We start from the raw sequence: 15,333 nt of genomic DNA on the forward strand, positions 1-15,333 counted from the left end.
AGCGGCCGATCGCGGCGTCGGCAAACCTGTCTGTGGGAGCAGGCGCTGATGCCGCAATGCAACAGGTTGCGATTTTGTGTCGCTTGACTTCAGTTGTGTGACGTTTTGTTTCTGGACATGTCCAAAAGGTTGCATTCAATAGCAGCCAGTGCACCTTGACCGCACCACAAGCCCGGCAAGCGGGCGGGCGCGTCAGCTGCGTCCAGAACATCAAAGGGGACAATCATGTCTTTCTCCATGCGACACATATTGCTCGCCTCGACCGTGCTGGTCGGCGCCTTCGCAGTGCCCGCTTATGCGCAAGAGGTTCCGGCCGAGTCGGCCGCCAAGCCGGCCGAGGAAGCGACCGAGGTCGTCGTTACCGGTTCGCGCATCGTGCGCCCCGATCTCGCGCTCGCCAGCCCGGTCAGCGTCATCGGTCAGCAGGAAATCCAGTTTCGCCAGCCGGGCACGGCCGACGATCTGCTGCGCAACCTGCCGGCGATCCGCCCCTCTATCGGTGCGGGGGTCAATAACGGTTCGGACGGCTCTTCGACGCTGAACGTCCGCGGCATCGGCGAACAGCGTACGCTGGTGCTGCTCGACGGCCGCCGACTGGTGCCTTACGGTCTCGACGGCCTGACCGACACCAACAATATTCCGGTCGCGCTGCTCCAGCGTGTCGAGCTCCTGACCGGCGGCGCGTCTTCAACCTATGGTGCAGACGCGGTTGCGGGCGTCGTCAACTTCATCACCAAGCGCGACTTTTCGGGCTTCGATGTTTCGGCCAGCTACCGCATTTCTGAACGTGGCGACACGGCGCGTTTCAAGGCCGATCTCGTCGTCGGCGGCAATTTCGCGGAAGATCGCGGCAACGTGGTTTTCAGCGTCGGCTACACCAAGGCCGATCCGCTGCTGCACCTCGATCGCAGCATCAGCCAGGTGCCGATCAGCTCGACGACCGGGCTGTTCAGCGGCGCCGCCACGGCCCAGGTAACGATCTTCGCGTCGCCCACCAATGCAGCCCTGGGCCTGCCGGCGAGCAGCTTCGGCGCAGTGGTGAACCCCACGACCGGCCTGCTCCAGGCGGCGACCGCGGCGGACACGTTCAACACCAATATCGGCACCTATTTCCAGACGCCGCTCGACCGCATCAACGCCTATTCGGCGGCGCGCTACAAGATTGCCGACGGCATCGAATTCTATGCGACCGGCATGTACAGCCGCAATGAAGTGGCGACCCAGCTCGCTTCGTCGGGCACGTTCGGCAACACCTATCAGCTGGCGCTGAACAACCCGTATCTGCCGGCCGGCATCCGCAACCAGCTTTGCAACGCGCGCAGCATCTCGGCGGCCAATTGCTCGGCTGCAGCGGCAGTGCAGGGCGGCCCCGGCACGCCCGGCTATATCGAAGTGCCGGTGATCGCGCAGCGCCGCTTCACCGAATATGGCCCGCGCGGCAACACCTTCGAATCGCAGATGTTCCAGGTGCAGGCCGGGTTCCGCGGCGACATCGTCAGCGGCCTGAAATATGACGTCTCGGCGCAATATGGCGAGACCAACCAGCATCAGACCCGCATGAACTGGGGGTCGTTCAGCAAGGTGCAGCAGGCCCTGCGCGCCTATCGTACGCCCTCGGGCACCGTGCGTTGTGCCGACACCAGCAACAACTGCGTGCCGCTCAACCTGTTCGGTCCGAACGGTTCGATCACGCAGGACCAGCTGGCGTTCATCGACCTCGACGCGATCATCGACCGCAAGGTGCGCCAGACGGTGGTGACGGGCAGCCTGTCGGGCGACCTGTTCACGCTGCCGTTCGCCACGCACAAGGTCGCGTTCGCGGTCGGCGGCGAATATCGCAAGATCACCGCCGCCAGCCAGCCGGACGGCCCCTCGCAGATCCAGGGCGAGGTGCTCGGCACCGGCGCCCGTACGCCGCCGGATACCGGCCGCTACAGCGTCAAGGAAGTGTTCGGCGAAGTCATCGCGCCGCTGGTCGAGGATCGTCCGTTCTTCTATCGCCTGACCGCGGAAGCGGGCATCCGCTATTCGGACTATACCACCACCGGCGGCAGCACGACGTGGAAGGCCGGCGGCTCGTGGGAGCCCTATCAGGGCTTCAAGCTGCGCGGCACCTATCAGGTCGCGGTTCGCTCGCCCAACATCCAGGAACTGTTCCAGTCGCCGGTGCAGGGCCTGGGCAACCTGACGGTCGATCCGTGCCAGGGCGCGGTGTCGGGGGGGCTGGCACAGCTCTGCATTGCGACGGGTGCGCCTGCAAACACGATCGGCTCGATCCCGGCGCCGACCTCGGGCCAGATCAACAACACCACGTCGGGCAACCGCAATCTGGGTGTGGAACGCGCCAAGACCTTCACGCTGGGCGGTGTCTTCACGCCGCGCGCGCTGAAGGGTTTCTCGGCCAAGATCGACTATTTCAACATCCGGGTGCGCAATGCGATCACCCAGCCGGCGCAGGCAGACATTCTGAATGGCTGCTATTCGGCGGCGCTGAACCCCAGCTTCAGCTACAACGCCTTCTGCCAGCTGATCGGCCGCAATCCGCTGACCGGTAGCCTGAATGGTGCGGGTGAAACGCCGGGCGTGATCCTGTCCTATTCGAACCTGGGTGTTATCGAAACGGCGGGCGTCGACTTCGGCATCAACCAGTCGACCCGGCTCGACGATCTGGGCATCAAGGATTCGGGCACGGTCTCGATCGGCTTCGAAGGCACGCGCCTGAGCTATTACCACTTCCAGGCAACGCCGAACGCGATCAACCGCGATTGCACCGGCTATTACAGCGCCAGCGGTTGCACCAATCCGCGCGCCAAGTGGCGCTGGAACGGTCGCCTGACCTATGGCCGCGAGCTGTTCGACATCTCGCTGCTGTGGACGCACTATAGCAGCGTGAAGCTGGAGCCGTATCTCGCGACGCGCCTGCCGGGCAATGTCGCCCAGCCGGGCGGGCCCAACCCGTCGACCATCCTCACCCAGTTCCAGCGCATCAAGGCCTATGATTATTTCGATCTGTCGGCGCGGGTGAGCCCGACCAAGGTCTTCGACCTGACGCTGACGGTGAACAACCTGTTCGACCGCCAGCCGCCGCTGGTCGGTTCGGGCGTAGGCGGTACCTCTTACAACAGCGGTAACACCTTCCCGACGATCTATGATCCGATCGGCCGCTCCTACACGCTGGGTGCACGGCTGAAGTTCTAAATAAAACAAGTGTCTCCGAAACTGGGGCGGCGTACCGATGGTGCGCCGCCCTTTTTCGTATGACGGGCATCAACCAGCGTCGGAAAGGTCCATGAAGTTGCGGGCGGCTTCGCGATCGGCTTCGTCCTCGAAGGTCGCGTCGAGGTCCGGCGCGCTGCCCAGCATGAACAGCAGCGCCCATAGCGCAAAGCGGCGGCCGCGATCGGTCTCCAGTCCCAGATCGACTTTCATCCGGTCGATCCCCGTCGCCAGCGCGGGCGGGGTCAGGGAGCCGAGGTCGGTGGTACCGAAATAGCGGAGCAGCTGGTCGTCGAGTTGCATCGGCGCTTCCTACGCCCGAAATGCAATTCAGGCGAGCGGCATCCGGATCGCAAAGGCGAGGCCGGTGTCTGTCTCCAGCGGCTCGATCGTTGCCCGCGCGGCATCCAGCAACGACCGGGCGATCGCAAGCCCCAGCCCGGTACCGCCTTCGGCGCGGCGGGTGGTGAAGAAGGGCTCAAACAGCCGGGCGCGGTCGGCAGGGGCCATGCCGGGGCCGTCGTCCGCGATGATAAGCGTCATCGTGTCTGTTTCCAGCTTGGCCGAAACGGTCAGCCGCCGGGCGCCGGCCTGGATGCTATTCTCGCACAGGGTCGCCAGTACCGCCTCGATCGTCGATGCCGGCACCGCCACCGGCTGCGTGGGCAGCGGCTCTATCGCAACGACGAAATCGTCGCGGCGATGGGCGTCCGCCACGCGCGCGAGCGCCGGTGCGAGCAGTGTCGCGGCATCGGGGGCGGCTGCGGTCATGTCGGCACGGGCAAGGTCCAGCAGTCGGGTGACGAGCTGGGTCAGCCGGCCCGCATCGGCATCGGCATTGGCGAGGAAGCGGTGGCGCTCGTCGGGCCGCATGTCCGCGTCATGATCCTGCAGCAGTTCGATTGCGCCGCGTATCCCCGCCAGCGGTGTCTTGAATTCGTGGCTCACGGCATAGGCAACGTCGCGCAGATAGCGCGAGCGACGCTCGATCTCCGCGGCCATGACGGCGAAATCGGCATAGAGGCCCTGGATCTCGATTGCGGCGGTGGTCGGGGTTTCGGGGATCGTGCCGTGTCCGGCTGCCACTGCCCGCGTTGCCGCGCCGAGCTGTTCGATCGGGCGCGTGATGCCGCGCGAAATCATGCCGCTCAGCACGATCAGCAGCCCGAAGATGACCAGCACGCCCAGCGCGATCTTGCCGCGGTCCTGATACAAGCCCTTGAACAGTGCGCGCGCCGAGCGGGAGAGGAGCAGTACGCCGACCACCTTGCCGTTCACGACGATGGGCCGCGCATGGTGCACCCGGATCGCGGCGGCGCGCGAGAGCCACTCGAAATAATATACCGCGCGATAGCCGCCCTGCGCGCGCAGCACCGTTGTTGGTTGACCAGCAAGTGCGGTGCGCACTTCCGGCAGCATCGCGAGGCTGGAATTCGCCTCCGGCCCGGCGACGACTACCCCGGCATGGTCAAGCAGCACCATGCCAGCAAGCGTACTACGCTGGGTTTGCATCAGGATGGGCGACAGCCGGCGCGCGACGGCCAAAGCGCCCGGATCGGGCGGGCCGGCGGGCAGGGCAGCGGGGCGCTCGGGCAGAATCGGCGAGGCGCTGAGGTCGATGGTCGGCGCTTCGGCTTGGAAGGGCGGGAGCGGGGTTGGCGACGCGCCCGGCCACAGGGCCTGCGCGGTGGCTGCAAGGGCGGCTCCCTGCGCAACCAGTTCGCTTTCCGTTTGCCGGACCAGCGTGTTTTCATAGACGCGCAGGAACACCGCGCCGATGCCGGGCATCGCCGCCACCGCAAATAATGTGGCGAACAAAATGGTGCGCAGCCGCATCCGCGGCCAGCGGCGCTTTACCCATTCCTTCGCCGCGCGGATCACGCGCAGCTGCCGAGCCGATAGCCGATGCCGGCGCGGGTCTCGATCAGGTCGCCGCAACCTGCCTTGGCGAACTTGCCGCGCAGATTGCGGATATGGCTGTCGATCGTCCGGTCGGTGATGGCAAAGCCGGGACCATGCAGCCGGTCGATGATGGCATCGCGGCTGAACACCTTGGACGGCATCGCCGCCAGCGTGCGCAGGATCGAGAATTCGGTGACGGTCAGCGGCACCTCGGCACCCGCCCATTCGGCGCGCCACCCTTCCAGATCGAGCCGCAGCCGGCCCTGCACGATCGCGCCGGCGGGCTCGGCGACCGGGGGGCGGCTGGCGGTGCGGCGCAGGATCGCCATCACCCGCGCCACCAGTTCGCGCGGCGAGAAGGGTTTGACCACATAATCGTCGGCGCCCAGCTCGATGCCTATCACCCGGTCGATCTCGTCGTCGCGGCTCGAAAGGAACAGGATCGGGGTCTCGCCTGCGGCGCGGAGCCGTCGGCAAACCTCCAGCCCGTCCATGCGCGGCATGTTGATGTCGAGCACCACCAGATCGGGGGCATGGGCGGCCGCGAGCGCCAGCGCGGCCTCGCCATCGCCGGCCTCGATCGCGTCGAGACCGGCCTTCCCAAGGGCGAAGACAAGCAACTGGCGGATATGCGGATCGTCGTCGACGATCAGGATCGTGCGGGGCATGGGACACAGGATCATCGCTGGCCCTCCGCCGTCAATGGCGAACCGTCGCAGTCGCGCGTGACATTGGGTGCCGCGGTGTATCCGGGGCGTTCCTTCAGCATCGCTTCGGCCTGTGCCAGCCGCCGGGCGCCGCGCCAGGTCCAGCTATGCCAGTCGGCCTGTTCCTGAAGCAGTCGCGTTTCAGCTTTGGCGCGCAGCCAGGCGACCTGCTGTTGAAATTGGGGGCCCGCGGCACGGCGCTCCAGTTCAATTAGCGGGATCAGTGCCGATGGGCCTAACCGGTTGAGATAGCAGAGGTCGAGATCGGCCGAGGTGCGGGCGTGACGAACATTGTAGGTCGCAGCGATCGCCCCCGCGTCGAACAGGCAAAATCCGACGAGCACGCCAAGTGCCGCGGCGGCATTGGCGTTGATCAGCCACGCCGCCGACATGCCTGTCAGCAATCGCCAGCAAATCAGCACCAGTCCACCGCCGACCAGCGCCATCCAGGCCAGCGCCTCGATGCGGAAGGCAGTGAGCGAGAAGGCTTCGACATAATCGAGCGTCCGCACCATGCTGGAGGCGACCAGGATCAGGTTCTGCGCAACCCATAGCACCACCAGCCAACGGATCGCCGGGTTCTTCGCGGCAGGGCTGCCGGGGCGCAAGGCAAGCAGCACGAACAGAGCTGCGAGCAAGGCCGTGACGATCAGCACATAGGCACCCTGATGCGCATAGTCGGCCAGCGTGACGTTGCCGGGCAGCGGGGCGCCGCTCCAAAGAAACGCGATGTCGAGGGCGTTCTGCACGGCGAAAACAAGGTTGAAGGCAGCGAGCGACAGCAACATGGTTGGGACCGGTAGCGCTGGCAACGCTGGCGGCGCTGGAAGCGACGGATCTTGAAAGCGGGATAGCAGGCCGATGTCGGGTGCTGCCGGACGCAGGCTGGGCCACACCATTAGCAGCAGGAAGCACCAGAAGAGGCAATGGACGATCAGCGTGTCGATCTGGGGAATCCGGATTGCTTCGACCCAATTGCCGATCACCGGATTGGCGTTGGCGAACAGCAGCGCGAACAGCGCACTGCCGATCAGTGGTAGCGTGACAAGCCCAAGCAGCCGTGCGACCTGTGCACCGCCGCCAGCGCGCAACAACCGGCACAGGTCTCGCACCGGGGCCGCGATGCCGATCAGGCCATAGCCCATCAGCCGGGCGCACCAGAGCAGCGCCTGATCAAAACGGTGCCCGGGAAGCAGTACCGCGCTGGATAAGGCGGCCCAGAACAGCACCCATGTCGCCATCGTGGGCCGTTCGATCAGCAGCAATGCGAGCAGGGCCGCAAAGGTGATGGCCAGTGCCGGCTTGCCGCGCTGCAGGGCAGGATTCAACAATACCAGCGTGGCTGTCCAGATCAGCGCAAACATCCCGAGCGTGGCGCCTACCCTGTGAAACAGGAACAGCCAGTCGGCCAGTCCGACCAGAATGATGGTGGCGAGCACTTTGGCCAGCAGGCTGGGCGGGTAGCGGCGTGCGATGGTCATGCGGATCCCCTTGCGTGGTTCGGGGAATGCACATGCAACGCCGTGGCGCAGGCCATGCCGCGCGCATCGCGCGATATCTGCGCAGGTGCGATGCAGTTTCGGTGCAGACCGTCTTTACGCAAACACCCGTAGGGAGGTTGCCCAATACAGCGCGAGCGCTCGCGCTGGCAAACGGCCCATGCCGCGGTGCGGCCCGGATTCTTGACTCTGCGCAAGGCGGCGCAAGGCCATATTCGGGACAGCCCGGCAATCGTTTTGACGGGCAGGGGCACAATGGACAATGCAGTAACCGCAGCAGGAGGCTGGTTTCTCCTTGCAGTCGCGGCGATCTTCGCCGCCGTGCTGGCCGTGGATCACGGCTTTGCGATTCACATGGCCATCGCCGCCGTCGCCGCGCTTGCCGCCGCTTTCTTCGCCATGAAGAAGGTGACGCAGGAGCCGGTGCCGGCCGCGCAGGCACAGTCGCGCTACTATGACGACGTCATCCGATGGGGGGTGATCGCCACGGTCTTCTGGGGCGTGGTGGGCTTTCTGGTCGGCATCGTCATCGCCAGCGAACTTACGTTTCCGTGGCTCAATCTGGGTGAGTACGTCAATTTTGGCCGTATCCGCCCGCTGCACACGTCGGCGGTGATCTTTGCATTCGGTGGCAACGCGCTGATCGCGACGAGCTTCTATGTCGTGCAGCGCACCTGCCGCGCGCGACTGGCGCTGCCGGCGCTCGCCCGGTTCGTGTTCTGGGGATACCAGCTGTTCATCGTGCTGGCCGCGACCGGCTATGTCCTGGGCATCACCGAGGGCCGCGAATATGCCGAGCCCGAATGGTATGTCGACATCTGGCTGACGATTGTCTGGGTTGCCTATATCGCTGTCTATGTCGGCACGATCCTGAAGCGGTCGGAACCGCATATCTACGTCGCCAACTGGTTCTATCTCGGCTTCATGCTGACGATTGCGATGCTGCACATCGTCAACAACTTGTCGATGCCGGTGTCGCTGCTTGGCTCGAAATCCTATTCGGCATTTTCGGGCGTGCAGGACGCGCTGACCCAGTGGTGGTACGGCCATAACGCGGTCGGCTTCTTCCTGACTGCCGGCTTCCTGGGCATGATGTATTATTTCGTGCCGAAGCAGGCCGAGCGCCCGATCTACAGCTATCGGCTGTCGATCATTCACTTCTGGTCGCTGATCTTCCTCTATATCTGGGCCGGCCCGCACCACCTCCACTATACCGCGCTGCCCGACTGGGCGCAGACGCTGGGCATGGTGTTCTCGGTCATGCTGTGGATGCCCAGCTGGGGCGGCATGATCAACGGGCTGATGACGCTGAACGGCGCCTGGGACAAGGTCCGCACCGATCCGATCATCCGCATGATGGTGTTCGCGCTCGCCTTCTACGGCATGAGCACCTTCGAAGGCCCGATGATGTCGGTGAAGACCGTCAACTCGCTGAGCCACTATACCAACTGGACGATCGGCCACGTCCATTCCGGCGCGCTGGGCTGGAACGGCATGATCACCTTCGGCGCGATCTACTATATGGTGCCGCGCCTGTGGGGTCGCGAGCGGCTCTATTCGCTGCGGATGGTCAACTGGCACTTCTGGTGCGCGACTTTGGGCATCGTGCTCTATGCCTCCTCGATGTGGGTGGCGGGCATCACCCAGGGCCTGATGTGGCGCGAATATGGTCAGGACGGGTATCTGGTCTATTCTTTCGCCGAAGTCGTGGCCGCGATGAAACCCTATTATTTCATACGCGTACTGGGCGGTCTTCTCTACTTCGCCGGCTCGCTGCTGATGGTCTGGAACGTCTGGATGACGATTGCCGGCCGCGTGCGTGACGAAGCCCCGATGTCGAGCGCGCCCTACGATCCGGCGAAGGATCGCCCGATCGTCGCCGAACCCGCGCAATCCAACGCCATTGCTGCCGAGTGAGGAGCTGACATCATGGCTTTTAGCATCCTCGATCACAAGAAGATCGAACGAAACGTCACCTTCCTCGGCGCACTGGCGCTCGTCACGGTCGCGATCGGCGGCATCGTCGAGATCGCGCCGTTGTTCTGGATCGACTCTACCATCGAGAAGGTGGAGGGCGTGCGACCCTACACCCCGCTCGAACAGGCTGGCCGCGACATCTATATCCGCGAAGGCTGCTATGGCTGCCACAGCCAGATGATCCGGCCGTTCCGCGACGAAGTGGAACGCTATGGCCATTACAGCCTGGCGGCCGAGAGCATGTACGACCACCCGTTCCAATGGGGGTCGGAGCGGACCGGGCCGGACCTGGCTCGCGTCGGCGGCCGCTATTCGGACGAATGGCACGTCCAGCACCTGAAGAACCCGCAGGCGGTGGTGCCGGAATCGATCATGCCGCATTACGGCTTCCTCGCGGATCGCGACCTCGACACAAGCCTGACCACGGCGAAGTTGCGGGCACTGCGCAAGGTCGGCGTGCCCTATACCGACGCCGACATCGCGCAGGCCGATGCCGATCTGAAGAATCAGGCCGATCCCAATGCCGATCACAGCGATCTGCAGAAGCGTTATCCGAAGGCGCAGGCCCGCGACTTCGACGGCAATCCCGGTCGCCTGACCGAGATGGATGCGCTGGTCGCCTATCTTCAGGGTCTTGGCACCCAGGTCGATTTCAAGTCGGCTGCCCCGCAGGAGCAGGCGCGATGAGCTACGATGTCCTGCGTGAGATCGCCGACAGCTACGGCCTGATCGCCATGGGGGTGTTGTTCGTCACCTTCACCGGCTGGACCTTCCGGCGCGGATCGCATGTCCACAATGCGCGCGCCGCCCACAGCATCTTCGAAGACGAGGACCGGAACGATGGCTGAGAACAAGCGCATCGACGAAAAGACCGGCACCCAGACGGTCGGCCATGAATGGGATGGGATCGAGGAACTCGACACCCCGATGCCCCGTTGGTGGCTCTATATCTTCTACGCCACGATCCTGTTCGCGATCGTCTATACGGTACTCTATCCGGCCTGGCCGATGCTGCACCGGGCGACCACGGGCACGCTCGGCTGGTCGAGCCGATCGTCGCTGGCCAAGGAGATGAAGGCCGAGGAGGCGCGGCAGGCGCCGATCCGCAACGCCATCGCCGCCACACCGGTCGACCAGCTTGCCCGTAACCCGCAGCTGCTGAAGGCGGCGGTCGAAGGTGGCCGGGCTGCATTCAAGGTCAATTGCGTCCAGTGCCACGGCTCGGGCGCGACCGGGGGCAAGGGCTATCCGAACCTTAACGACGACGACTGGCTGTGGGGCGGTGACATCAATACCATCCACCAGACGTTGGAACACGGCATCCGCTATCCGGGTGACGACGCCACCCGGATGTCCCAGATGCCGGCCTTTGGCCGTGACGGCATCCTGACACCGGCCGAAGTGAATGATACGGTGTCCTATGTCCGCTTCATTTCACATCAGGAGCCGGCGAGTGCCTCGGCCAAGCGCGGCGCGGTACTGTTCGCCAACAACTGCGCGGTGTGCCACGGTGCAGATGGAAAGGGCGGTCGCCAGTTTGGCGCCCCGAACCTTACCGATGCGATTTGGCTTTACGGCGGAGATCGCGCGACCCTGACAGAAACAGTGACCAATGCTCGTGCCGGGGTGATGCCTGCCTGGAGCGGACGCCTCGATCCGGTGACTATCAAGATGCTTGCGGCCTATGTCCACTCGCTGGGCGGCGGCGAAGCCGACCCGGCACCGGTTGCCCAGGCGGCCGCGGCTCCGGTGAAGACTGATGGTCAGCCCTGAAGACCTCATCAATGGCGGGCGCTTCTTTGAAGCGCGCCGCAAGATCTTCCCCAAGGCGGTGGATGGCAGTTTCCGCCGCCTGAAATGGGCGATCATGGCCGTGACGTTGGCAATCTACTACGTCACGCCATGGTTGCGCTGGCATCGCGGGCCCTATGCCCCCGACCAGGCCGTGCTTGTCGATCTCGCACATCGTCGCTTCTATATGTTCGGCATCGAGATCTGGCCGCACGAATTCTATTACGTCACCGGGCTGCTGGTGATGGCGGGGATCGGCCTGTTCCTTGTCACCTCGGCAGTCGGTCGCGCCTGGTGCGGTTATGCCTGCCCGCAGACGGTGTGGACGGACCTGTTCGTCCATGTCGAGCGCTGGATTGACGGCGACCGCAATGCCCAGATGCGGCTGCTCCGCGCGCCCTGGGGGCCGAAGAAGATCGCCAAGCGCGTTGTCAAGCACACGATCTGGCTGGCGATCGGTGTGGTGACCGGCGGCGCCTGGATCTTCTATTTCGCCGATGCGCCCACCCTGTTCCGTCAGGTCGTGACGGGCCAGGCACCGATGGCCGCCTATGCGACGATCGGCATTCTCACCTTCACCACCTATTCGCTGGGCGGACTGATGCGCGAGCAGGTCTGCATCTATATGTGCCCCTGGCCACGCATCCAGGCGGCGATGCAGGACGAGACTTCGCTGGTCGTCACCTACAAATATTGGCGTGGCGAACCCCGCAGCCGCGGCCTGAAGCGCAGCACCGCCCATCATGCCGATGCCGGCACGCCGTCGCTGGTCGCGCTGGCGAATGGCGAGGAAGTGCCCAGTTTCGGCGATTGTATCGACTGTTCGGCCTGTGTGGCCGTGTGCCCGACCGGGGTGGACATTCGCGAAGGGCCGCAGATCGGCTGCATAACCTGCGGCCTTTGCATCGACGCCTGCGACGAAATCATGACGAAGATCGACCGGCCGACCCGGCTGATCGGCTATTCGACGCTGGCCGACGAGGCGCGCGCAAAGCGGGGCGAACCCGAGGTGTCGGTGATGAAGCGGCTGTTCCGGCCGCGCACTCTCATCTATTTCCTGCTCTGGGGCGGTATCGGCTGCGGCATGTTGTTCGCGCTGGGGACGCGTACGCATCTGGGCCTGAGCGTGCTGCAGAACCGCAATCCGCTTTATGTCCGCCTGTCCGACGGCGCGGTGCGCAACAATTACGTCGTCAAGCTGCGCAACATGGAGGGCCGGTCGCGCCGGTTCGAAGTGTCGATCGACGGCGTACCGGGGGCAGTGCTGTGGAACGGCGATAGCGGCGAGCGCGCCGGTGCCGCGCGCAGCGTGATTGTGCCGGTAGCTCCCGATCAGGTGGCCAAGGTGCAGATGTTCGTCGCCGCCCCGGCACAGGGTGCTCAGCGCAGCGACCTCGTTTTCACCGTGCGCGCGCTCGATGCCGAAGGCGGCAGCGCCACCGATCGCAGCTTCTTCGAACGTCCGGGAGAGGGCCAATGATCCGTCGTTTCACTGGCTGGCACATGGCCGGCATCTTCGTCGCGATGTTCGGAGTGATCATCGCCGTCAACGTGGCCATGGCAAATTATGCCGTGCGCACCTTCGGCGGCGTGGTCGTCGAAAACAGCTATGTTGCCAGCCAGCGCTACAATGGCTGGCTGGAAGCGGCGCGGGAACAGAAAGCACTCGGCTGGAAGGCGGACGCGACGCTGACGGCCGACCGCGCCATCGCCATCCAGGCCGATGCACCCGAGGGTCCGCTGGACGGCGCCGAGGTGACAGCCATTGCCAGCCATCCGTTGGGTCGCGCGCCCGACCATCTGGTCCGCTTCGCGCCCATGGGCCATGGCAAGTTCCTGTCCCGTGACGATCTGCCGGCCGGCCGCTGGCTACTCCACATTCGTGTCCGGCGCGGCAGCCATGAAGCGCGGTTCGAGGACGAGATCAGTCGGTGAACGCAAGCCTGCACCCGAGCGAAGGCGAAGTCTGCGCCGAAAGCCTGTTCAACGTGCCCGCGCTGCATTGCGCGGGGTGCATTGCCAAGCTGGAGAATGGGCTGGCGGTGGTGCCGGGCGTGGTGCAGGCGCGCGTGAATTTTGGCCAGAAGCGGGTGCGGATCGCGCATGTGGCCGCATTGGGAGATGCCGATCTGCAGGCGGCGATCGCGTCGATCGGTTTCGAATCCTATCCCTTTGTTGGCGAGACCGACGCCCGCGTCCATGCTGAAAGCCGCATGCTGGTAAAGGCGCTGGCGGTGGCCGGCTTCGCGGCGATGAACGTGATGCTGTTGTCGGTCTCGGTCTGGTCCGGGGCCGAAGGCGCGACACGAGCGCTATTCCATTGGTTATCGGCGCTGATAGCACTGCCGGCGGTTGCATATGCTGGCCGGCCTTTCTTCAAAAGCGCCTGGGCGGCACTGCGCCATGGCCGCACCAACATGGACGTGCCGATTTCGATCGGCGTAGTCCTCACCTGTGCAACCAGCCTGTATGAAACCGCCATTGGCGGCCCGCATGCCTATTTCGACGGCGCGATCATGCTGTTGTTCTTCCTGCTCGCGGGCCGCTTTCTCGACAGTGTAATGCGCGCGCGGGCCGAGGACGGCGTCGCCGCGCTGCTGCGTCAGACTGCGCCCGGCGCGCTGGTACTGCGTCCCGATGGCACAACGCAGTGGCGGGCGGCGGGGGAACTGGCGCCGAACATGCGCATGTTGGTCGCGGCTGGCGAGCGCTTCGCCGCGGACGGTGTGGTCGAAACAGGCACCAGCACGGTCGATCGCGCACTCGTCACCGGTGAGAGCGCCCCCGAACCGGTGTCGCCGGGCGGGGCCGTGCTCGCCGGTACGATCAACCTTGGAGCGTCGCTGACGGTCAAGGTGACGGCGGCGGGTGATAGGACCGTGATTGCCGACATCGCCCGAATGATGGAGGCGGCGGGCGGCAGCAAGTCGCGCTATGTCCGCATCGCCGATCGCGCCGCGCGGTTATACGCGCCGTCAGTCCATACGCTCGCGGCGCTCAGCTTTGCCGGCTGGATGCTGGCCGGGGCAGGGCTGCACCAGTCGATCCTGATCGCGGTGGCGGTGCTGATCATCACTTGTCCGTGTGCGCTGGGGCTGGCGGTGCCGGTGGCGCAGGTCGTCGCGGCAGGGGCGCTGATGCGCGCAGGCGTACTGATCAAGGACGGTGCGGCGCTCGAGCGGCTGGCCGAGGCCGACGTCGCGCTGTTCGACAAGACCGGCACGCTCACGCTCGGTCGCCCGCAGATCGAAGGCGGCGTCGAGATATTAAGCGAAGACGAGCAGGGCGTTGCGCTGGCGCTGGCGCGTGCCAGCCGCCACCCGCTGTCGCGTGCGCTGGCGGGTGCGCTGGAGGGCGCGGGTATCGCGCCTGCCGACGTGACGGCGATTGCGGAGCAGCCCGGCGACGGTGTTGTAGGCGAATGGTTGGGGCGGACGGTGCGACTGGGGCGCCCCGCCTGGTTGGGGGTGGAGGTTGCCGCGGCCGACGGGCTGGCGGTGGCGCTGGCGGTGGGGGATCGACCGGCGCACCTCCTCCACTTCCGCGACGCGCTGCGCGCCGATGCCGGGCCGGTATTGGCGCGGATCAAGGCGCTCGGCATCGATCCGATGATCGTGTCGGGCGACCGGATGCCGGCGGTGCGTGCTGTGTCGCTGGCCTTGGGCGTGCCGGGGATCGGCAATATGCGCCCGGGTGACAAGCTCGAGCGGATCGAGGCGCTGCAGCGTCAGGGGCACCGCGTGCTTATGGTCGGCGACGGGCTGAACGACGGGCCGGCGCTGAAGGCGGCCTATGTGTCGATCGCACCCGCTTCGGCGAGCGATGTAGGCCAGACGGCCGCCGACCTGGTGTTTCTGGGCGATGCGCTGGCGCCGGTGCCGACGGTCGTGGTGGCGGCGCGGCGGACGATGCAGGTAGTGCGGCAGAATTTCGCGATGGCGATCGGTTACAACCTGCTCGCGGTGCCGCTGGCGATTGCCGGGCTGGTGACGCCGCTGGTGGCCGCGCTTGCCATGTCCGGGTCTTCCCTCATGGTGGTGGCCAATGCGCTGCGGCTAAGGCGTGCAGCACGATGAACGGACTCGCCTTCCTGATCCCCGCCGCACTCACCCTGGGCCTTGCCGGGCTGGGCGCCTTTTTCTGGTCGATTCGGTCGGGCCAGTTCGATGATCTCGACGGCGCTGCGCTGCGCATCCTGATCGATGACGACGACGCTTCGGGACCGAAGCAGGGGTGATGGC

Annotated in this window: 13 protein-coding genes; 9 read left to right on the forward strand and 4 right to left on the reverse strand. The window is 65.3% G+C overall.

Features of this window, described 5'->3' with window-relative positions; genetic code table 11:
* Window positions 1-225 precede the first annotated feature (225 nt).
* Complete coding sequence (locus ACT53K_RS11610; protein WP_476228812.1) at window positions 226-3,198, forward strand: TonB-dependent receptor domain-containing protein; 2,973 nt, start codon at window positions 226-228, stop codon at window positions 3,196-3,198.
* Between the two features lie 69 nt (window positions 3,199-3,267).
* Here the strand turns inward: ACT53K_RS11610 and ACT53K_RS11615 are convergent, their stop codons facing one another.
* From ACT53K_RS11615 to ACT53K_RS11630, 4 genes are read right to left on the reverse strand one after another with little or no spacing between them, the layout of a single operon-like run.
* Window positions 3,268-3,519 (reverse strand): hypothetical protein, encoded by a 252-nt coding sequence (locus tag ACT53K_RS11615; RefSeq protein ID WP_476228813.1) that lies wholly within the window; start codon window positions 3,517-3,519, stop codon window positions 3,268-3,270.
* 27 nt (window positions 3,520-3,546) lie between these two features.
* Complete coding sequence (locus tag ACT53K_RS11620) at window positions 3,547-5,097, reverse strand: sensor histidine kinase (RefSeq protein WP_476228814.1); 1,551 nt, start codon at window positions 5,095-5,097, stop codon at window positions 3,547-3,549.
* Window positions 5,094-5,801: a response regulator transcription factor gene (locus ACT53K_RS11625; RefSeq protein WP_476228815.1), complete on the reverse strand. Its 708-nt coding sequence runs from the start codon at window positions 5,799-5,801 to the stop codon at window positions 5,094-5,096. The genes ACT53K_RS11620 and ACT53K_RS11625 overlap by 4 nt, the downstream gene beginning before the upstream one ends.
* On the reverse strand, window positions 5,798-7,306 hold the full coding sequence (locus tag ACT53K_RS11630; RefSeq protein ID WP_476228816.1) for a DUF4153 domain-containing protein: 1,509 nt from the start codon (window positions 7,304-7,306) through the stop codon (window positions 5,798-5,800). Before ACT53K_RS11630 ends, ACT53K_RS11625 begins: the two co-directional genes overlap by 4 nt.
* Before the next feature lie 273 nt (window positions 7,307-7,579).
* Here ACT53K_RS11630 and ccoN point away from each other — a divergent pair, with 273 nt between their 5' ends.
* Genes ccoN through ccoS form a run of 8 tightly spaced genes read left to right on the forward strand, consistent with a single transcriptional unit; the run spans window position 7,580 to window position 15,329 of the window.
* Window positions 7,580-9,241, forward strand: coding sequence for a cytochrome-c oxidase, cbb3-type subunit I (gene ccoN, locus ACT53K_RS11635; protein ID WP_476228817.1), 1,662 nt, complete (start codon window positions 7,580-7,582; stop codon window positions 9,239-9,241).
* A gap of 12 nt (window positions 9,242-9,253) precedes the next feature.
* Window positions 9,254-9,988 carry a cytochrome-c oxidase, cbb3-type subunit II gene (gene ccoO / locus ACT53K_RS11640; protein WP_476228818.1) on the forward strand — a complete coding sequence of 245 codons (735 nt, stop codon included), beginning with the start codon at window positions 9,254-9,256 and terminating at the stop codon, window positions 9,986-9,988.
* The gene (locus ACT53K_RS11645; protein ID WP_476228819.1) at window positions 9,985-10,149 is read left to right on the forward strand and encodes a cbb3-type cytochrome oxidase subunit 3; all 165 of its coding nucleotides are present in this window, start codon (window positions 9,985-9,987) and stop codon (window positions 10,147-10,149) included. Before ccoO ends, ACT53K_RS11645 begins: the two co-directional genes overlap by 4 nt.
* The gene (ccoP, locus tag ACT53K_RS11650; RefSeq protein ID WP_476228820.1) at window positions 10,142-11,074 is read left to right on the forward strand and encodes a cytochrome-c oxidase, cbb3-type subunit III; all 933 of its coding nucleotides are present in this window, start codon (window positions 10,142-10,144) and stop codon (window positions 11,072-11,074) included. The genes ACT53K_RS11645 and ccoP overlap by 8 nt, the downstream gene beginning before the upstream one ends.
* Entirely contained in the window at window positions 11,061-12,572 is a 1,512-nt protein-coding gene (gene ccoG / locus ACT53K_RS11655; protein WP_476228821.1) for a cytochrome c oxidase accessory protein CcoG, read from the forward strand. Before ccoP ends, ccoG begins: the two co-directional genes overlap by 14 nt.
* Window positions 12,569-13,027 carry a FixH family protein gene (locus tag ACT53K_RS11660; RefSeq protein ID WP_476228822.1) on the forward strand — a complete coding sequence of 153 codons (459 nt, stop codon included), beginning with the start codon at window positions 12,569-12,571 and terminating at the stop codon, window positions 13,025-13,027. The genes ccoG and ACT53K_RS11660 overlap by 4 nt, the downstream gene beginning before the upstream one ends.
* Complete coding sequence (locus ACT53K_RS11665; protein WP_476228823.1) at window positions 13,024-15,168, forward strand: heavy metal translocating P-type ATPase; 2,145 nt, start codon at window positions 13,024-13,026, stop codon at window positions 15,166-15,168. The genes ACT53K_RS11660 and ACT53K_RS11665 overlap by 4 nt, the downstream gene beginning before the upstream one ends.
* On the forward strand, window positions 15,165-15,329 hold the full coding sequence (gene ccoS, locus ACT53K_RS11670) for a cbb3-type cytochrome oxidase assembly protein CcoS (protein WP_476228824.1): 165 nt from the start codon (window positions 15,165-15,167) through the stop codon (window positions 15,327-15,329). Before ACT53K_RS11665 ends, ccoS begins: the two co-directional genes overlap by 4 nt.
* The last annotated feature ends 4 nt before the right edge of the window (window positions 15,330-15,333 follow it).

The sequence above is a fragment of the Sphingomonas sp. DMC8 genome, assembly GCF_056314185.1.